Source organism: Amycolatopsis sp. WAC 04182, assembly GCF_003947465.1.
Classification (GTDB): domain Bacteria; phylum Actinomycetota; class Actinomycetes; order Mycobacteriales; family Pseudonocardiaceae; genus Amycolatopsis.
Genome location: NZ_QHJJ01000004.1, coordinates 323,278 through 340,842, shown reverse-complemented (window position 1 = coordinate 340,842; position 17,565 = coordinate 323,278). Strand labels below are relative to the sequence as shown.

At 67.6% G+C, this 17,565-nt stretch carries 18 protein-coding genes; 12 read left to right on the top strand and 6 right to left on the bottom strand.

Annotation, left to right across the window (positions count from 1 at the left end):
* The first annotated feature begins 75 nt into the window (after window positions 1-75).
* From glf to DMH01_RS21800, 5 genes are all read left to right on the top strand, one after another.
* A complete protein-coding gene (glf, locus tag DMH01_RS21820) occupies window positions 76-1,302 on the top strand; it encodes a UDP-galactopyranose mutase (protein WP_125679114.1) in 1,227 nt (408 codons plus the stop codon).
* The gene (locus DMH01_RS21815; protein WP_037333445.1) at window positions 1,295-1,810 is read left to right on the top strand and encodes a phosphatase PAP2 family protein; all 516 of its coding nucleotides are present in this window, start codon (window positions 1,295-1,297) and stop codon (window positions 1,808-1,810) included. Before glf ends, DMH01_RS21815 begins: the two co-directional genes overlap by 8 nt.
* The gene (locus DMH01_RS21810) at window positions 1,807-2,766 is read left to right on the top strand and encodes a decaprenyl-phosphate phosphoribosyltransferase (protein ID WP_125679113.1); all 960 of its coding nucleotides are present in this window, start codon (window positions 1,807-1,809) and stop codon (window positions 2,764-2,766) included. Before DMH01_RS21815 ends, DMH01_RS21810 begins: the two co-directional genes overlap by 4 nt.
* A gap of 97 nt (window positions 2,767-2,863) precedes the next feature.
* Window positions 2,864-3,199, top strand: coding sequence for a hypothetical protein (locus tag DMH01_RS21805; protein WP_125679112.1), 336 nt, complete (start codon window positions 2,864-2,866; stop codon window positions 3,197-3,199).
* 38 nt (window positions 3,200-3,237) lie between these two features.
* Window positions 3,238-4,743 (top strand): hypothetical protein, encoded by a 1,506-nt coding sequence (locus DMH01_RS21800; protein ID WP_199745585.1) that lies wholly within the window; start codon window positions 3,238-3,240, stop codon window positions 4,741-4,743.
* On the opposite strand, the gene DMH01_RS21795 is transcribed toward DMH01_RS21800, so the two are convergent.
* Window positions 4,740-5,495, bottom strand: coding sequence for a decaprenylphospho-beta-D-erythro-pentofuranosid-2-ulose 2-reductase (locus DMH01_RS21795; protein ID WP_125679110.1), 756 nt, complete (start codon window positions 5,493-5,495; stop codon window positions 4,740-4,742). The genes DMH01_RS21800 and DMH01_RS21795 overlap by 4 nt on opposite strands.
* Window positions 5,492-6,862 carry an FAD-binding oxidoreductase gene (locus DMH01_RS21790; RefSeq protein WP_125679109.1) on the bottom strand — a complete coding sequence of 457 codons (1,371 nt, stop codon included), beginning with the start codon at window positions 6,860-6,862 and terminating at the stop codon, window positions 5,492-5,494. Before DMH01_RS21790 ends, DMH01_RS21795 begins: the two co-directional genes overlap by 4 nt.
* Window positions 6,863-6,963: 101 nt before the next feature.
* Between DMH01_RS21790 and DMH01_RS21785 the strand changes: the two genes are divergently transcribed.
* Together DMH01_RS21785 and DMH01_RS21780 are read left to right on the top strand one after the other, a co-directional pair.
* Window positions 6,964-7,446 carry a GtrA family protein gene (locus DMH01_RS21785; RefSeq protein WP_125679108.1) on the top strand — a complete coding sequence of 161 codons (483 nt, stop codon included), beginning with the start codon at window positions 6,964-6,966 and terminating at the stop codon, window positions 7,444-7,446.
* Between the two features lie 6 nt (window positions 7,447-7,452).
* Window positions 7,453-9,378 carry a glycosyltransferase gene (locus DMH01_RS21780; RefSeq protein ID WP_125679107.1) on the top strand — a complete coding sequence of 642 codons (1,926 nt, stop codon included), beginning with the start codon at window positions 7,453-7,455 and terminating at the stop codon, window positions 9,376-9,378.
* Window positions 9,379-9,654: 276 nt separating this feature from the next.
* On the opposite strand, the gene DMH01_RS21770 is transcribed toward DMH01_RS21780, so the two are convergent.
* Window positions 9,655-9,897: a hypothetical protein gene (locus DMH01_RS21770; protein WP_125679105.1), complete on the bottom strand. Its 243-nt coding sequence runs from the start codon at window positions 9,895-9,897 to the stop codon at window positions 9,655-9,657.
* Window positions 9,898-10,011: 114 nt separating this feature from the next.
* Between DMH01_RS21770 and DMH01_RS21765 the strand changes: the two genes are divergently transcribed.
* From DMH01_RS21765 to DMH01_RS21750, 4 genes are all read left to right on the top strand, one after another.
* Complete coding sequence (locus DMH01_RS21765) at window positions 10,012-10,776, top strand: ESX secretion-associated protein EspG (RefSeq protein WP_199745584.1); 765 nt, start codon at window positions 10,012-10,014, stop codon at window positions 10,774-10,776.
* 145 nt (window positions 10,777-10,921) lie between these two features.
* Window positions 10,922-11,398 (top strand): hypothetical protein, encoded by a 477-nt coding sequence (locus DMH01_RS21760; protein ID WP_233621632.1) that lies wholly within the window; start codon window positions 10,922-10,924, stop codon window positions 11,396-11,398.
* A 6-nt stretch (window positions 11,399-11,404) separates the two neighbouring features.
* On the top strand, window positions 11,405-11,953 hold the full coding sequence (locus DMH01_RS21755; RefSeq protein WP_125679102.1) for a DUF3558 family protein: 549 nt from the start codon (window positions 11,405-11,407) through the stop codon (window positions 11,951-11,953).
* Between the two features lie 12 nt (window positions 11,954-11,965).
* Window positions 11,966-13,426, top strand: a complete 1,461-nt coding sequence (locus DMH01_RS21750) for a hypothetical protein (protein ID WP_125679101.1) — start codon at window positions 11,966-11,968, stop codon at window positions 13,424-13,426.
* A 51-nt stretch (window positions 13,427-13,477) separates the two neighbouring features.
* On the opposite strand, the gene DMH01_RS21745 is transcribed toward DMH01_RS21750, so the two are convergent.
* From DMH01_RS21745 to DMH01_RS21735, 3 genes are read right to left on the bottom strand one after another with little or no spacing between them, the layout of a single operon-like run.
* Window positions 13,478-14,386 carry a glycosyltransferase gene (locus tag DMH01_RS21745; protein WP_125679100.1) on the bottom strand — a complete coding sequence of 303 codons (909 nt, stop codon included), beginning with the start codon at window positions 14,384-14,386 and terminating at the stop codon, window positions 13,478-13,480.
* The gene (locus DMH01_RS21740) at window positions 14,383-15,207 is read right to left on the bottom strand and encodes an ABC transporter ATP-binding protein (RefSeq protein WP_125679099.1); all 825 of its coding nucleotides are present in this window, start codon (window positions 15,205-15,207) and stop codon (window positions 14,383-14,385) included. Before DMH01_RS21740 ends, DMH01_RS21745 begins: the two co-directional genes overlap by 4 nt.
* A gap of 3 nt (window positions 15,208-15,210) precedes the next feature.
* The gene (locus tag DMH01_RS21735) at window positions 15,211-16,164 is read right to left on the bottom strand and encodes an ABC transporter permease (protein WP_199745583.1); all 954 of its coding nucleotides are present in this window, start codon (window positions 16,162-16,164) and stop codon (window positions 15,211-15,213) included.
* 105 nt (window positions 16,165-16,269) lie between these two features.
* Here DMH01_RS21735 and DMH01_RS21730 point away from each other — a divergent pair, with 105 nt between their 5' ends.
* A complete protein-coding gene (locus DMH01_RS21730) occupies window positions 16,270-17,511 on the top strand; it encodes a polysaccharide pyruvyl transferase family protein (RefSeq protein WP_125679098.1) in 1,242 nt (413 codons plus the stop codon).
* The last annotated feature ends 54 nt before the right edge of the window (window positions 17,512-17,565 follow it).

Genomic DNA, 17,565 nt, shown 5'->3' with positions numbered 1-17,565 from the left:
CTAAATGTGTCTGTCGAAGGTGAAAACCGGTGCTCGCTGCAGGGCACGGAGTCGACGTGCGTACCCTCGACGCCCGTGAGCGCGCACACGAACCCCGACAAGATTACTGAAGCCGATTTCACCGGCTACGACCTCATCGTGGTCGGGTCCGGATTCTTCGGGCTGACCGTCGCCGAACGGGCCGCGGCCGAGCTCGGCAAGAAGGTCCTCGTGCTGGAACGGCGTCACCACATCGGTGGCAACGCCTACTCCGAGGCCGAGCCGGAGACCGGAATCGAGGTGCACCGCTACGGTGCGCACCTGTTCCACACGTCGAACAAGCGGGTGTGGGAGTACGTCAACCGCTTCACCGAGTTCACGAACTACCAGCACCGCGTGTTCGCGCGGGTCAAGGACCAGGTCTACTCGTTCCCGATGAACCTGGCGCTCATCAACCAGTTCTTCGGCAAGTCGCACACGCCGGACGAGGCCCGTGAGCTGATCGCGAAGCAGGCTTCGGAGTTCGACACCGCGGACGCGCAGAACCTCGAAGAGAAGGCGATCTCGCTGGTCGGCCGCCCGTTGTACGAGGCGTTCATCCGTGGTTACACGGCCAAGCAGTGGGAGAACGACCCGAAGAACCTCGGCGCCGACATCATCACCCGGCTCCCGGTCCGCTACACCTTCGACAACCGGTACTTCAACGACACCTACGAGGGCCTGCCGGTCGACGGCTACACCGCGTGGCTCGAGAAGATGGCCGAGCACGAGAACATCGAGGTCCGGCTGAACGTCGACTACTTCGACGTCCGCGAGCACATCCCGGCCGGCACCCCGACCGTCTACACGGGTCCGCTCGACCGCTACTTCGACTACTCCGCGGGCCGGTTCACCTGGCGCACCGTGGACTTCGAGTCCGAGGTCGTCGAGACGGGAGACTTCCAGGGCACCTCGGTGGTCAACTACAACGACGAAGAAGTGCCCTACACCCGGATCATCGAGTTCCGGCACTTCCACCCGGAGCGCAAGCACTACCCGAACGACAAGACGGTCGTGTTCCGCGAGTACTCCCGGTTCGCCGGCGAGGCCGACGAGCCGTACTACCCGATCAACACCCCGGACAACCGCGAGAAGCTCGAGGCCTACCGCGAGCTGGCGAAGAACGAGGCCAAGGAGCGCAACGTCCTGTTCGGCGGGCGGCTGGGCACCTACAAGTACCTCGACATGCACATGGCCATCGGCTCGGCGCTGACCGCGTTCGAGAACAAGATCGCGCCGCACCTGACCGATGGCGCGCCTATCGACGGGTCCCTCGATGCTTGAGAAGGGCGCGCCCACCGGCGAGGTGGCGGTTCTCGCGAAGGCACAGGGCGTCCTGAAGAGTGACGTGACGGTCAAGGCGGCTCGGGGTCTTTCGCACTTCGGCGAGCACAGCGCGGGATGGTTCGCGCTGGGGCTCGTCGGGGCGGCGGTCGACAAGAAGCGCCGCAAGGACTGGCTGGTCGCGGCGGCCGGCGTCGTCGGCGCCCACGCCGCCTCCATCGCGGTGAAACGCGTGGTCAGGCGGCCCCGCCCGGACCACCCGAGCGTCGAGGTCCTGGTCTCCACGCCGAGCAAACTGAGCTTCCCGTCCTCGCACGCGACCTCGACTACGGCGGCGGCGGTGCTCTACTCCGGATTGACCGGGCGTAACCTGGTCCCGGCCCTGGTACCGCCGATGCTGGCCTCCAGGCTGGTGCTCGGCGTTCACTACCCAACCGACGTTCTGGCCGGAGCGGCCCTAGGGGGCGTAGTCGGCGGCCTGATACGTAGGAAGCTGAAGCGACGATGAGTGAGACGACCGAGAAGGCCGATTCCAAGCCCGACGACGTAGAACCCGTGGCCGAGGCCGCCGAACCGAAGAAGGTCGCCGGCGGTCTCGTCGGCGGCATCATCAAGACGGCACGCCCGCGCCAGTGGGTGAAGAACGTGCTGGTGTTCGCCGCTCCGTTCTTCGCCTTTTCGAAGTCGACGGACCGGACCGGCCTGCTGATCGCCGCGCTGATCGCCTTCGCGGCGTTCTCGCTGGTGGCCTCCTCGGTCTATCTCATCAACGACGCGATCGACGTCGAGGCCGACCGGGCCCATCCGACCAAGCGGAACCGGCCCATCGCGGCCGGGATCGTGCCGGTGCCGGTGGCGTTCGTCGCGGCGGCCGTGTTCTTCGCGGCGGGCCTCGGCATCTCGTTCCTCGCCAGCTGGCAGCTCGCGGTCGTGCTCGCGGTCTACGAGGCCGTCCAGCTCGGCTACTGCTTCGGGCTCAAGCACCAGCCGGTGGTCGATCTGGCCATCGTCGGCTCGGGCTTCCTGATGCGGTCGATCGCCGGTGGTGTCGCCGCCGGTATCGCGCTTTCGCAGTGGTTCCTGCTGGTCACCGCGTTCGGCTCGCTGTTCATGGTGGCGGGCAAGCGCTACGCCGAGATCATGCTCTTCGAGCGCACGGGCGCGAAGATCCGGTCTTCGCTCAAGAAGTACTCGGCGAGCTACCTGCGGTTCGTCTGGGCGACGTCCGCGGCGATCCTGATCATGTCGTACTGCCTGTGGGCGTTCGAGATCCGCCAGGTCGAGCACGACTCGGTCTGGGCCGTGGTCTCGATGGTCCCGTTCGTGGTGGCCGTCCTGCGGTACGCCGTCGACGTCGACGGCGGCAACGCGGGCGAGCCGGAGGAGATCGCGCTCAAGGACCGCGTGCTCCAGGTGCTCGGCGCGAGCTGGGTCGTCACGCTGTTCCTGTCGTTCTATCTCTGATCGACAGCTCGGACACAGCGCATCCACAGGATGCGCACGCATCCTCGGTGATGGGGGCGGGCACTGCGCCCGCCCCCATCACCTTGAGGAGCGAAAGATGACTGACCCGCAGCGGCCGTCCGAAGACGAGGACAAGACGGTCGAGCAGCCCTTGGTGGCGGACGAGACCCCGAAGACGCAGGCTCCGCCGAAGAAGGGCGGATTCCGCCGGTTCGCCGGGCACCGCGCGACGCAGCTGGTCGCGGTCGGCGCCCTGGGCTTCATCCTCGGCGGCGGGATCATCGGCACCGCCGTCGGACTGGCCTCCCGCGACGGTGATCGGCGGCCCGGTATCTCCCGCGAACACCGTGGTCCGGGCGGTCCCGGCATGCACCGGGACTTCCGTGACGGCCATGGCGACCGCGGGTGGCGTGACGAGTCCCACGGCGGGTAGATAACGGAATCATCACGCCGCCGTGTACGGTGTTCGTGATGCGAAGCGCCTCCGCTGATCTGCCCCAGGCTCCCGGTGCGCTGCCGGGAGCCGCCGTCCTTACCCGCCCCTGGGTGCTCCCGGCCGGGGCGGCGGTCGCTTCGGCACTGGTGTTCGTGCTGGTCAGCGGGCATTTGATCGACGACACGTACATCACGCTCTCGTACGCGAAGAACCTCGCCTTCCACGGCCACTGGGGCCTGATCGAAGAAGGCACCGCCAACACCGCGACCTCGCCGCTGAACGTCCTCGTGCTGGCGCTCGTCACCTTCATCGTGCGGGACGCCGTCTTCGCCGCGGGGATCGTCTTCGTCGCGAGCCAGGTGGCGCTCGTCCTCGGCCTGCGCCGGATCGGCGCCGCGTCCGGTCTCCCCGGCTGGTTCGCCCCGCTGGCGCTGGGCATGCTGCTGGTGAATCCGCTGCTGCTGTCGTCGGTCGGGCTCGAAGTCGCCCTCGGCGCGACCGCCGTCGTCTGGTCGATGGTCTTCCTGCACGAACGCCGTCCCGCCGCCGCGGGCGCGGTGATCGGCCTGATCGCGCTGATCCGGATCGACCTGTTGCTGATCGCGTTCGTCCTGTTCCTCGGACGCCGCGAATTCTGGGTGGGCATCTGGCGAATGACGTTCGCCGCGCTCGGGGTGATGCTGCCGTGGTTCCTGTTCAGCTGGCTGGTGCTGGGTTCGGCGGTGCCGGACACGCTGGTCATCAAGATCATGCAGCGCTCGTGGGGGCCGTTCAGTTTCACCAACGGCCCGCTGCTGTACCTGCGCAACTTCCCGGTGGCGGCGACTCTTTCCTTCCTGCCGCTCGTGATCGGCGCGCTCGCCGGTCTACTGTGGACACTCCACTTCCGGCGCGGTTCGGAGCGGGCGAAGCGGCTGCTGCCGTTCGCCACCCTCGCCATCGCCGGCGCGGCGCACTACCTGGCCTATTGCTGGCTGAACGTCCCGCCGTACCACTGGTACTACGCGCCCAGCATCATCGGCGCGACGGTCTTCCTCGCCGCCGGGGCCTCCGCTGTGCCCGGCCGTGCGCGGCTCGGCGCGGGGATCCTCGCGGGCGCGTTCCTCCTCGTGAGCGCCGTCGCCTACGCGGCTCCCGAACTGCCGCGCCGGTTCGCGCCCATCACCAGCAACCACGCCGCGTCCGACGAGTACCGCGCGATCGGCGCGCAACTGGGCGAACTGACCAAGGGACGCAAGGTGGAGAGCGCCGGCGAGGTCGGCGCGCTCGCGTACTCCTGCGATTGCGACATCGTCGACCAGTTCTCCGACCGCGGCTCCGTCGACCCGGCGATCGTCGAGACGAAGAACCGCAGCAGCGATCTCGGCAAGGCGTTGCTGGAGGCGAACTTCCGGTTCTTCGACCACAGCGTCCCGCCCGCGACACCGGATCTCGTGCTGGTCACGACCCGGAAGTCGCCACCGCCGAACGCGCTGGCGACCTGGACGATCAGCTCGCCCTGGATGGGCACGCAGAAGCTGTACCTGCTGCCCGCCCGCTAGATCGGCAGTTTCCGGAAGATCGGCCGGGGCACGTGCCGCAGGGCCGACATGACCAGGCGGAACGGCGCGGGCGCCCACACCAGTTCCTTGCCCGCGCGCGAGGCGCTCACGGCGATCTCGGCGACCTGCTCGGCGGTCTGCGCCAGCGGGGCGTCCTTGAGCCCTTCGGTCATCTTGGTCTTCACGTGCCCGGGGCGGACGACGGTGATCTGTACGCCGAACTCGGACAGGGCCTCGCCGAGGCCCAGGTAGAAGCCGTCGAAACCGGCCTTCGTGGAGCCGTAGACGAAGTTCGACCGGCGGACCCGCTCACCGGCGACCGACGACAGCGCGATGACCTTGCCGTGTCCCTGCTTCTTGAGCTTGTTCGACAGCGCGACCCCCACCGAAACCGCGGCCGTGTAGTTCACGGTCGCCGCCTCGACGGCCTTCGCGTGGTCCTGCCACAGCTCTTCCTGGTCGCCGAGCAGGCCGAACGCCACGACGGTGACGTCGATGTCGCCACCCTCGAACGCCTTGTCCAGCACGGCCGGGTGCGATTCCATGTCCTTCGCGTCGAAGTCCACAGTGGAGACTTCGGCGCCCTTGTCCTTCAGCCGCTGAGCGGCCGCGTCGAGCCGCGGGGATCGGCGTCCGGCCAGCACGACCCGGAGGGGCTTCTCGGCCAGGTACTTCTCCGCGATCGCGAGCGCGATGTCGGAGGTGCCGCCGAGCAGCAGCAGGGACTGGGGGTTGCCCACAGCGTCGATCACAGTTCCAACCTTCGGGACATGTCAGAGGCGAAAACGCCTTCGGGGTCAACGGAAGCGCGGACCTTGCGCCATTCCTCGAGCCGCGGGTACATCCTCGCGAAGTTCTCCGCGGAGGTGCGCGAGTCCTTCGCCGTGTACAGACGGCCGCCGATCGCGAGGACGTCCTCGTCGAGCTCCTGGCAGAACCGGCTCAGCCCGTCCTTGATCGGGAAGTCGAGGCAGACCATCCAGCCGGGGTGCGGGAACGACAGCGGCGCCGCGTTGCCCTCGCCCATCTGCTTGAACACGTTGAGGAACGACACGTGCCCGGAGTCCGCGACCTTCTGGATGATCCGGCGCAGCGGCTCGTGCGCGTTCAGCGGCGTGCTGAACTGGTACTGCAGGAAACCCTTGGAGCCGTACGCGCGGTTCCACTCGCCGAACAGGTCGAGCGGGTGATAGAACGCGGTCAGACTCTGGATCTGGTCGCGCGCGTTCTTCGCGGTCTTGCGGTAGTACAGCTCACCGATCGCCGAGAACGACAGCTTGTTCGCCAGCCCGTTCGGGAACACGTCCGGCAGGGTGGCCAGCGTGCCCGGGTTGAACTTGAGCGGATCGGTCCGCAGCTTGGGCGGCAGTTCGTCCAGTTTGGCGAGCGAGCCGCGTTGGAAGGCCGCGCGGCCGAGCTTCGAGCCCCTGGAGATCGAGTCGAACCAGCCGGACGAGTACGTGTAGTTGGCCTCGGAACCGTCGGTGACCAGCGCGAGGGTCTCGTCGAGGTTCGCCGTGCGCTGGATGTCGGCCTTGAAGTAGGCCGTCTCGGTCTTCGTCATCCGGATCTTGGCGCGGACGATGATGCCCGTCAGGCCGATACCGGCCACGGTCGCCCAGAACAGCTCCGCGTCGGGGCCGTCCGGCGTGAGCGTGCGCACCTGCCCGTCGGCGGTGATCAGGTCCATCGACACCACGTGGTTGCCGAAGCTGCCCGCCGAGTGGTGGTTCTTGCCGTGGATGTCGTTGGCGATCGCGCCGCCGATGGTGACCTGGCGCGTCCCCGGCAGCACCGGCACCCACAGGCCGTACGGCAGGCCCTCGCGCATCAGCTTGTCGAGGCTGACGCCCGCGTCGAGGTCGACGATGCCGGAATCCGGGTCGATCGAGTGGATGCGGTCCAGCGCGGTCATGTCGACGACCAGGCCGCCCGCGTTCTGCGCCGGGTCGCCGTAGGAGCGGCCGAGACCACGCGCGATGACCCCGCGTTCCCCGGCCTGTGTCACCGCGCGGGCGATGGCCTCCACGTCGGGGGTGCTCAGGACGTCCGCGATGGTCGGCGACGTCCTTGCCCAGCCCATGAGCGACTGCCGCTGTGTCTTGGGTGCTTGGGTCACGCCGACCAGGGTAACCACGCCGAACAATGCCCGGAACGTGACCCTGAAGTGCTCGCTTCTACACTTTGCGCACCAGCCCCAGCAGTTTATGAGGTAGAGCAGTGGTGGCGACCGACCCGAAAGCCGGCGTGACGGCAGCAGCGCCGTCCTCTCCTGGGCTGCTCGGGCAGCTCATCCGCTTCGGCCTCATCGGCGGCTTCTGCGCCCTGGTCGATTTCGGTGTCTACCAGGGGCTTCGCGCCCTCGGAATGGACACGACGCCGTGGGTGGACGTCGCTCGCGCGCTCAGCTTCATCGTGGGCACCACGACCGCCTTCTTCCTGAACCGCAAGTTCACCTTCGCCGGTGGACGCCAGGAGGGTGCGCGTCAGATCGGTAGCTTCGTGGCCCTGTACGCCGTGACGTTCCTCGTCGCCGTCGGCGTCAACCGCACGATGCTGCACGTCCTGCCGGAGTCGGCCTGGAAGGCCACCTTCGGTTGGGTCGTTTCGCAGGCAACCGCGACCATGATCAATTTCGTCATGCTCAAGTGGGTCGTCTTCCGTGAGCCCCGCGCCACCGCCACCAGCAAAGAGGAGAACTGAGGATTCATGCCCGGTAAAGCCGCCGTCACCGGAGAGGCCCCGAGCGCCATGGTGAGCACTGTCGACGACACCCGCTTCGCGGAACGCACCCCGCAGGGCCGTCTCACCGCGCAGCGCGGGCTCTATGCCGGCCCGGCCCCCATCGTCAGCAAAGACCTCTACGCCGAGCTCGAATGGGGCACCGCCGTGCGCGAGCGTGCGGCCATCGCCATCGAGCCGGCGTCGAAGGTGTCCGGCAACACCTATTTCGGCCGCTTCCCCGCGAGCTACTGGCAGCGCTGGACCGATGTGACCGAGGTCCAGGTCGAGGCCGTCGTCACCGGTGACGGCCAGCTGTCCGTCGGCGCCTCCGACATCGAGGGCGACGCCCGCGTGGTCGCCGCCGAGATCGTCAAGGGCGCGAAGCAGCAGAAGGTGACGCTCACCGCGAAGCTCGACAAGTTCTACGACGGCGGCGCGCTCTGGCTCGACCTCGAGACCGAAGGCGGCCAGTCGCTGCGGGTCGAGAACGTCCGCTGGACGGTCGAAGCGCCGGAGAAGATCCGCCCGACCGCGGTGACCATCTGCACGATGAACCGCGCCGACGACTGCCTGTCGAACCTCCAGGCGCTCGCCGCCGACGTCTCCTCGCTGGAGACGCTCGACGCGATCTACGTCGCCGACCAGGGCACCGACCTCGTCGAGTCGCGGGACGGCTTCGAGCAGGTCTCCAAGGACCTCGGCGACAAGCTGCACTACATCAAGCAGCCGAACCTCGGCGGCGCCGGCGGCTTCACCCGCGGCCTCTACGAGGTCGCCGGGCACACCGAGACCGAGCACGCGAACGTCCTGTTCATGGACGACGACGTGCTGCTGGAGCCGGATCTGGTGATCCGGATGACCGCGTTCTCCAACCGCACGGTCAACCCGGTCATCGTCGGCGGGCAGATGCTGAACCTGCTGCACCCGAACCAGCTGCACGTCGGCGCCGAATACGCCCGGTTGAACACGCTGGAGCCCGGTCAGCCGGTGCAGCACTCCCTCTCGACCGCCGACCTGCTCGGCGTCGACGAGGAGACCCTCAAGCCGAACCGCCAGGAACGCCGCCTCGACGCCGGGTACAACGGCTGGTGGTCGTGCCTGATCCCGTACGAGGTCGTCAAGGCCACGGGCTACCCGCTGCCGTTCTTCTTCCAGTGGGACGACGCGGAGTACAGCTACCGCGCGCGGGGAGCCGGCTTCCCGACGGTCACCCTTCCGGGCGCCGGCGTCTGGCACGCCGACTTCCACTGGAAGGACTGGGACGAGTGGCACCGCTACTTCAACCTGCGGAACTCGATCATCACCGCCGCGCTGCACTCGCCGTTCAACCTGAACCTGCTCTCGCGCGTGCTCATCGCGCAGCTGGTCCGGTATCTGCTCGGCATGCAGTACGGCCTGTCCGCCACGCTGATCAAGGCCGTCGAGGACTTCCTCGAGGGGCCGGAGGTCCTGCGTGACGGCGGCGTCGCCGCGATGAAGGAGATCCGCCGGATCCGCGACGAGTACCCCGAGACCAAACGGCACAAGGCCACCGACGTCCCGGGTATCGCGTCGAACGACATCGGCATCATCAACAGCGCGCCGCGGCCCAGCATGCAGCGCCTGGTGCTGATCAAGCGGATCCTCGACCGGGTGCTCGGCCGCAGCCGTCACTCGCTCGGCGCGATCCCGATCGACGAGGCCCACTGGTGGCACGTCGCGACCTTCGACACCGCCGTCGTCACCGACGCTTCGCAGGAAGGCGTGCGGGTCCGCTCGTACGACCGCGCGAAGATGTTCGACCTGGCGCGCCGCGGCGCGAAGGTGATCCAGCGGCTCCGCAAGGAAGGCGCGGCGGTGCAGGAGCAGTACAAGCGCGCCATGCCCGAGCTGACCTCGCGGGACAACTGGAAGCGCCTCTACAAGCTGTAGTCTGCTTCGCTCAAAGTGTCAGGAAAGGGTCGTTCAGGACGTTTTTCGTCCTGAACGACCCTTTCCTGACGTTTGGCTCGGCTCTTCGGGACGGTTTCGCCAAGGGGTCGTGAGTGGTAAGGAGGGTTAGAACGCTCTTTATCACTCACGACCCGCGCGAGGATGCGCAATTCCGGGCCGCGGGCGCGCTGGTCGTGGCCACCGGCAGCACGTCGGTACTCGTCGGACGACACCCCCAGTGGCTCGTCCGGAAAGCCACTTCCCGCAGGACGCGGCCTAGTGGAGGCCGAACACCCGCGTCTTGCGGTTGAGGTCGTCGATGTAGGCGGCGGCGACGTGGGAGAAGTTGATCGCCACCTCGGAGCCGTCCCTCGTCTGGATCGTCTGTACCGCGCCGGTGCGGACGAAATGCGAGAGATCCTTGGTCAGCCGTTCGGTTTCCTCCGCCGTGAGCGCGAAGAGCAGCGGCTCGCCGCCGGCGACGAGATGAAGGACGAGCGCGGGTTTCTGGTCTGCCATGAATCCATGGCACCAGCCTTGATCACGGCCGGGCAAGCGGGTTCGCTGCGGGCGTATCGGGCGGGTGGACTACGTTCATCCCGACGAACAAGACACCCGCGGGGGGAAATGGCGATGCCGCATTCGTTCTCGTTGTCGCTGGCGGCGGTGGACATCCTGCTCGAACACGGCCGGTTCGGTCCGGCGCCGGTCCCGTTCGAGGTCCCGCACATCGGCACGACGACCGATCAGCGCGCGATGGTGCGCGAGGCCGTCTTCCGCGACCTCGAAGGCCGCGGCATGATGCGCGGCGGCAGGCTCGACGCCGACGTCGAACTCGCGCTCGCCACGTTCGTCACCCCGCAGCTCGCGGTCTGGACGGTCGCGCAGATGGACGACGACAAGCAGCTGTTCGCGCGGGCGGCGACGAACGGGCAGTTCGCGGTCCTCGTGCGCCAGGACGAGAACCTGCTCGTGTTCGAGGAGACCAGGCCGACCGCGATCGTCGCGTCGATCGTCGACCTCCTGCCGCTCACCCCGGCGGGCCCCGGCCAGTCGGTCACCATCGCGAAGCCGGTGAGCGCGCCGAAGCGCCCTCGGAACGACGACACGTACGACCCCTTCGCCCAGGTCAGCGGGCCCCGTTCCCACGGGTCGAATCCCCAGCAGCGGCACGTGGAGCGGATCTTCGAGAAGCCGATGAAGCGAGTGGGCCAGTTCAGCGTGTTCATCCGCGGCGGCCAGGCCTTCCCGCCGCTGGCGTGGTTCGACACCGAAGCGGGCCGGTTCATGATGACTTCGCGCCAGGCGACCGACGGGCAAAGCTGGCTGACCTACGCTCCCGCCGACAACGCGAGGATCGCGCAGCAGCTGTACGCCCAGCTCGAAGGCCAGTTCTGAACCGTCGGGAACCGGCGTGACGCCCGTTTCGTCACAGTTCCGGTGGGATCTCCGGTGATCGGGGAATCACCGTTGCGCTGAGTGCCCGGCTAGTAGACTTCCGGGCGGAACGCACGGGCGAGCAGACGATGCAGTGGGGCGGGCGATGGCTTTCGAAGCGGACGGCGGACAGGCGGCACCGGACTTCTCGATCGGCTCCGCCATGGGGGCGGCGGCCAAGTACGTGGAGGCGGGTGGCCTGAACCAGGCCGCGATCGCCAAGGTCAGCGCCGAAACCCAGAAGCTGGTGGCGGCCGCGAAGAGCGGCGGCTTCAAGATCACCGAGGAAGGCGTCAAGCCCCTCCGTGAGGCGCTCGCGAACATGTCGGAAGAGCTCGGCGCGCTGAAGATCAAGACCATGGCGCTGAACGAGGCCCCGCAGCTGGGCGGGCACCCGTACGGCAAGGCCGTCGCCGCCCACGACCACAAGGGCGCCGCCCAGTCCGCCAACTCCGCGAGCGCGATCATCGGGCAGTTCGAGCAGGTGGTCAAGGACGCCGACGAGGCGCTGGCCAGGGCCGCCGGACTGTACAAGGACGTCGAAGACCGCGCGATCGACGCCACCAAGAAGATTCAGGCCTGAGGGACGATGAAGAAACTCTGCGTGCTGCCGCTCGCCGCGGCCGCCCTGGTACTGGCCGCGTGCTCCAGCGAGAAGCCGGGCAGCGCCAGTCCCGCGCCGTCGGCTCCTCCGGCGCAGTCGAGCGCTTCGAGCGCCGCGCCCACCTCCGGCGGGGACACCGCGTCGATCGACCCGTGTTCGCTCGTCAGCGCGGCGGACCTGGCGTCCTACGGGACCTTCAAGCCGCCGACGAACGAAAACGCGGGCGGAGCCCGGCTCTGCACGCTGAACAAAGAGGCGGCGACAGCCTCGGAGACCCTCTCGATCGGTGTCGGTGTCCGCGACACCCAGGGTCTCGACACGGTGAGCGACTCCGGCAACGGCAAGACCACCGGCAACGTCAACGGACGCAAGGCGGTCCTCGCGCCCAGGCCCCCGGGAGGGTGCCTGATGGCGCTCGAACTCGGCCCGGCCGCACGGGTCGATCTCCTGGTCGCGGCCGACGACGCCGAAAAGGCCTGCGGGATCGCCGAGAAGGTCGCCGACATCGTCGAACCGAAGCTTCCGAAGGGCTAAGGGGGAACCAGGATGACCACCAAGACACCGAACCTGACCGAGCAGCAGGTCTCCGACCTTTCGCCGGCGGCTCGCGACGCGTACTACCAGCAGAAGGCACAGGAGGGCGTCGACCCCAGTGACGGCTGGCTGTTCGGCGCGGTCAACCGGTTCATCGCCTCCGGGAAGGCCAATCAGCAGTCGCAGGAGGTCGGCGACAAGAACGTCGACCAGCTGACCAAGAACGGCGACGTCCAGTACGTCGAAGGCTTGGAGCCGTCGAACGCGGACTACCAGGGCTACGACCACGAGAAGCTCGAACAGTTCGTCAACACGGATCTGAACGTCGAGCAGGTCACCCAGGTCTCCACGGCGTACCACGACCTGTCCAAGGCCTTCGACACCTTCTCGAAGACCATGGACAAGGCGGTCACCTCGTCGCAGGGCACCTGGGAAGGCGACGCGGCGGGCAACGCGCAGGGCTACTTCAAGAGCCTCAGCAAATGGTCCGAGACGAACTCCCAGAACGCCAAGCTCGCGTCCGAGACGATCTACGACCAGGGCACCGCGGCTTCCACCGTGAAGAACACGATGCCCAAACCGATCCCCTTCAACTGGAAGGAAGAGGTCGGGGGGTGGATGACGTCGAACCCGTTCAACCTCGGCGAGAACATCGACAAGTCCATCCAGAAGCAGCAGGACAGCCAGGAAGCGCACACCCAAGCGGCCTCCGCCATGCACAGCTACGACAAGGCGCTGTACGACGCCGCGTCGAAGCAGCCGGCGTTCGCGGAGCCGCCGAAGTTCGGTGTCGGCGGTGGCGGCGGGACCGGCGACCGGAGCGACATCTACCAGGTTCCGCCGGGCTCGAACACACCTGGCTCCAACAACCCCGGCAACACCTACATCCCGCCCGGCAGTGGCGGCGGGGGTAACGGCGGCGGTGGAGGCGGTGGCGGCGGCTACGGCACGCCCAACCTCCCCGGCCCCGGCAGCAGCACGGGTTCCGGCAGCATCCCGTCGGGGACGACGCCGTCCGGCTTCCAGAACACGCCGGCGCCGATCAGCACCCCCGGCCCCAACAACAACACCGCGATGCCGATGAGCCCCATGCCGATGGCACCCATGATGGGCGGCGGCATGGGCGACTCGGACTACAACAGCCGCACCGGCCGTGGTGGCGGCGGAAGCGGGTTCGGTCCCGGCAGCGGCGCCGGTGGCTCCACGCCCGGTTCGGGCTCCGCTTCCGGCGCGGCGCGCCCCGGCGGTATCGGCGCCGCCGAAGCGGCAGCAGGCCGCGGTATGGGCGGTCTCGGCGGTGGCGCCGGCGGTCGCGGCGGGCCGGGTATGGGCGGCGGCATGGGCGGCCGCGGTCAGCAGGCGGACGGGGACGAGGACACCGAGCACCAGCGTCCGACGTACCTCGTCGAGGGCGACCCGGACGAGGTCTTCGGGACCGACATGCGCACCGCTCCGCCGGTCATCGGGGAGTAGACGAACGAAAAGGGGCCCCTCGCGCGAGCGAGGGGCCCCTTTTCGTGTTTCTCAGTAGCGGTAGAACTTCTCTTTACGGCCCTGCCGCACGAGCTTGAGCCACTGCAGGAAAGCCTTCGGGTCCCGCTTCACGCCGACGAAGTACAGGCCGAAGCGCACCACTTCGAGCGCGCCGATCTTGCGCATGCCCGGCTGGGACAGCAGGTACCCGCGGTTGCGGTAGGTGTAGTAGCGCTTGACCTCGTTCTCCGGGTCCTGCGCGTGGAACCGGCCGCCCAGCATCGGCTTGAACTCGTCCGAGCCGTCCGGGTGCAGGTACGCGGTCTTGAGCGAGGTGCCGAACGGCAGCCCGGAACGCACCAGGCGCCGGTGCAGTTCGACCTCGTCGCCGCGGAAGAACAGCCGCAGATCCGGCACGCCGACGACGTCCAAAGTGGACGCGCGGAACAACGCGCCGTTCATCAGCGAGGCGATGCCCGGCAGGAAGTCGGTGCCCAGCTCCGACGACGAACGCTTCCAGGTCAGCCCGCGCCGCAACGGGAACGCGAGCTTGTCCGGCGCGTCGATGTTGGTGACCACCGGGGAGATCTCGGCAAGACCCCGCTTCTCGGCCTCCTCCAGGAGGATCGCGAGGACATTCTCGTCGGCGGGGCGACCGTCGTCGTCGGCCAGCCAGACCCAGTCCGCGCCCAGCGAGAGCGCGTGCAGCATGCCGAGCGCGAACCCGCCCGCGCCGCCGAGGTTGCGGTGCGAGGGCAGGTACGTGACCGGCAGCGGGTAGTTCTCGACGATGTCCCGTGCCGACTTGTCCGGCCCGTTGTCGACCACGACGAGGTGTTCGACCGGGCGCGTCTGCGCGGCGATCACCTTGAGCGAGTCCGCGAGCAGTTCCCGCCGATGGCGAGTGACGACGACGCCGACGACGGCGCCTTCGGGCAACTGCCGGGTCTCGCTGGTCATCCTTGGCCACCGTTCGTCGTCGCCACCGGGTCGGGCTCGAGGCCGAACCGCTCCAGCGTTTCCTTGCTCATGTTCTCGAACGGGTCGCGCCCCTTGTAGCCGGTGAGCACGTCGCGCAGCGAACCGCGCTGCTTGACGTGTCCCTCGTCCATCCAGATGGCGGAGTCGCAGAGCTCGAAGAGGAACTCGTCCGAGTGGCTGGCGAACACCAGGATGCCCGACCGCTTCACGAGGTCCTTGAGCCGGTCCTTCGCCTTGTTGAGGAACGCCGCGTCGACCGCGCCGATACCCTCGTCGAGGATCAGGATCTCCGGGTCGATCGAGGTGACCACGCCCAGCGCCAGGCGCACCCGCATACCGGTCGAATACGTCCGCAGCGGCATCTGCAGGTAGTCGCCGAGTTCGGTGAACTCCGCGATGTCGTCGACGCGGGCTTCCATCTGCTTCGCGGTCATCCCGAGGAACAGGCCGCGGATGAGGATGTTCTCCAGCCCGGAGATCTCCGGATCCATGCCGATGCCGAGGTCGAAGACCGGCGCGATCTTGCCGGTGATCTTCGCCGAACCGCGGGTGGGCTCGTAGATGCCGGACAGCAGCCGCAGCAGCGTCGACTTCCCGGCGCCGTTGTGGCCGACGAGGCCGACCCGGTCGCCTTCCCGCAGCTGAAGCGTCACGTCGTGCAGGGCTTCGATGATCGGCACCTTGGTTTCGGTGCCGATCTTGCCGCCGACCTTGCCCAGCACCTTCTTCTTCATGGAGCGGGTCTTCGCGTCGAAAATGGGGAAGTCGACGTAGGCGTTGTGCACATCAATGCTGACCATCTGTCACACCCAATAAGAGACGCGGGAACGGTAATTGCGCATCGCGACCAGCGCGAGGACCCAGCCGACGACGGTGATGCCGAGCACCACGTACCAGCTGTTGATGCTGACTTCCTGCCCGATCAGTGGTGCGCGCACGATCTGGATGAAGTGGAACAACGGGTTGCCGTGGACGAACGGCAGGGCCCACGAGGTGGCGGCCCGCGCGCCGCCCGCCAGCAGCTGGTCGATCGGCCACACGATCGGCGTCATGTAGAAGAGCAGCTGGATCAGCGAGTTGATCACCTGCGGGATGTCGCGGTAACGGGTCGAGATGATGCCCAGTAGCAGGGTGACCCAGCCGGCGTTCAAGGCGAGCATGAAGAAGCCGGGGATCGCGGTGAGCGAGTACCAGCCGAGGCCCGGGTGGCAGATGCCGGAGAAGCCCTCGTTGCAGTTGCCGGAGTTCAACGAATACTGGTGGTTGAGCGAGGTGAAGAAGATCGCGATGACGATCACGTAGACGATCAGGTTGTGCACCAGCATCAGGGTCTGGCGCCAGACCGTGCGCAGCACGTAGACCGAAAGCGGTGCCGGGAGCTGTTTGATCAACCCCTCGTTGGAGATGAAGGTCTCCATGCCCTCGGACAGGCAGCCGCTGATGAAGCCCCAGATGATGAAGCCCGTGCTGAGGTAGGGCAGGAACGTGGAAATCGGCATGCCGAACAGCTGCGAGTACAGGAGCCCGAGGCCCAGCGCGATGACACCCTGGCTGATCGTGATCCAGAACGGGCCGATCACCGAGCGGCGATAGCGCTGCTTGATGTCCTGCCAGCCGAGGTGTCCCCAGAGCTCTTTGGCGGCGAAACCGGTCTTGATGTCGGCGAACGCGCGCGAAAAGGTCTTGCTGTCCGAAATCGGCGGAACCGAGGTCGGCGCAGCACCGTCGGCGGCGTGAACCGTGCTGGTGGCATGCACGGGAACGAGGGTACCGATGGGGCCGATGATGCCTGGGCCGCCCCGCCCCGAGCAGGTTTCGCGCTCCCGCTCCGGTAACGGTGTGTGCGGCGTTACGATGCACGAATGCCGGTCCCCGACAGAACGGCTTCGGTTTCGAAGCCTGCCCGGCGCGCACTGTATTACCTGGTCGCGCCGGTCGGTCACCCCAATTATGGTGACGAACTCATTGCCGCGAGTTGGCTCCGGCACCTGGCCGAAGTGGCCCCAGACGCGGATGTGTGGGTGGACACCCATTCACCCGGCCCCGCCGCCGTCCTCCTCGACGGTCTGCATCCCCGAGCGAAGTTCACGGACACTTTGTGGCGTCTGTGCTGGGAGGCCTCCTCCGATGACCCGTGGCAGGCCGCGGCATGGGTCCGGGAAGCCATCCACAACCCCGGGATGATGCCCAGGCTGCATCACGGGATCGAACTGCTCGCGACGGTCGACGTGATCCACGTCGTCGGGGGCGGCTACATCAACAAGCTCTGGCCCAAACAGATCGGTCTCCTTGCCGGAGCGGCGGCCGCCGCCGAGCGCTCGGGTGGCCGCGCGGCCATGACGGGGCAGGGGCTGTTGCCCGCTTGTGACGACGTCGCACCCTTGTTGCGGGCGTTGGCCGACAGGTTCGAGATCGTGGAAGTCCGCGACGACGCTTCGGCCGAGTTGCTGGACGTGCCGGTGGGGCTCGACGACGCGTTCATCGGGATCGATCGGCACCTCTACGAGGAGACCGAGGACCTTCCCGAGGTCATGCTCTGCCTTCAGTCCGACCTGGTGGAGGTGGGGGTCGGCAAGCTGGCGGGCGCGGTGCTGTCGATGCTGCGGGCCTGGAAGATCCCGCCGGAAAAGATCGGCGTGGTCGAAGGGGTTCCACGCGTCGACAGGGAGGTGTTCGCGCTCCTCGAGCGGGAACTGCCCGGCGCCCGGTTCTACCCGTTTTCGCACATCTGGACGCACGGACTCCCGGTTTCGCCCCGGCAGACCTGGATCTCCACCAGGTTCCACTTGCACATGCTGGCGGCGGCGGGAGGCGCTTCGGGGGTCGCGGTCTCGATCCACCCCGACTATTACGCGACCAAGCATCGCTCCCTGGCGGCGCTCGGGTCGAACTGGACCTTGCTGGAGGACTTGAGCGAGGTTCCGGATCGGCCGAAGGCGGGTGGATACGCACCCGACGCCCTGGCCGGTTTCAAGAAGGCGAAACGCGACCTGGCGAAGACCATCTACTCGCCCGTGGTTCGTCCCGAACCGGAGCCGGACGGCCCCGCGGAAGCTCAAGTGACTCCGCTGCGGCGGCGGTGGGCCCGACTCATCCGTAGTTGACGACTCGGCCACTTGGAGTACATAGGATGTTCCGTTCTGTTACGGCATTCGAGT

Coding starts and splice junctions, on each gene's coding strand:
- DMH01_RS21815 (WP_037333445.1), top strand. CDS start 1,295: ATGCTTGAGAAGGGCGCGCCCACCGGCGAGGTGGCGGTTCTCGCGAAG.
- DMH01_RS21805 (WP_125679112.1), top strand. CDS start 2,864: ATGACTGACCCGCAGCGGCCGTCCGAAGACGAGGACAAGACGGTCGAG.
- DMH01_RS21760 (WP_233621632.1), top strand. CDS start 10,922: ATGGCTTTCGAAGCGGACGGCGGACAGGCGGCACCGGACTTCTCGATC.
- DMH01_RS21780 (WP_125679107.1), top strand. CDS start 7,453: ATGCCCGGTAAAGCCGCCGTCACCGGAGAGGCCCCGAGCGCCATGGTG.
- DMH01_RS21750 (WP_125679101.1), top strand. CDS start 11,966: ATGACCACCAAGACACCGAACCTGACCGAGCAGCAGGTCTCCGACCTT.
- DMH01_RS21765 (WP_199745584.1), top strand. CDS start 10,012: ATGCCGCATTCGTTCTCGTTGTCGCTGGCGGCGGTGGACATCCTGCTC.
- DMH01_RS21755 (WP_125679102.1), top strand. CDS start 11,405: ATGAAGAAACTCTGCGTGCTGCCGCTCGCCGCGGCCGCCCTGGTACTG.
- DMH01_RS21810 (WP_125679113.1), top strand. CDS start 1,807: ATGAGTGAGACGACCGAGAAGGCCGATTCCAAGCCCGACGACGTAGAA.
- DMH01_RS21770 (WP_125679105.1), bottom strand. CDS start 9,897: ATGGCAGACCAGAAACCCGCGCTCGTCCTTCATCTCGTCGCCGGCGGC.
- DMH01_RS21745 (WP_125679100.1), bottom strand. CDS start 14,386: ATGACCAGCGAGACCCGGCAGTTGCCCGAAGGCGCCGTCGTCGGCGTC.
- DMH01_RS21800 (WP_199745585.1), top strand. CDS start 3,238: ATGCGAAGCGCCTCCGCTGATCTGCCCCAGGCTCCCGGTGCGCTGCCG.
- DMH01_RS21730 (WP_125679098.1), top strand. CDS start 16,270: ATGCCGGTCCCCGACAGAACGGCTTCGGTTTCGAAGCCTGCCCGGCGC.
- DMH01_RS21740 (WP_125679099.1), bottom strand. CDS start 15,207: ATGGTCAGCATTGATGTGCACAACGCCTACGTCGACTTCCCCATTTTC.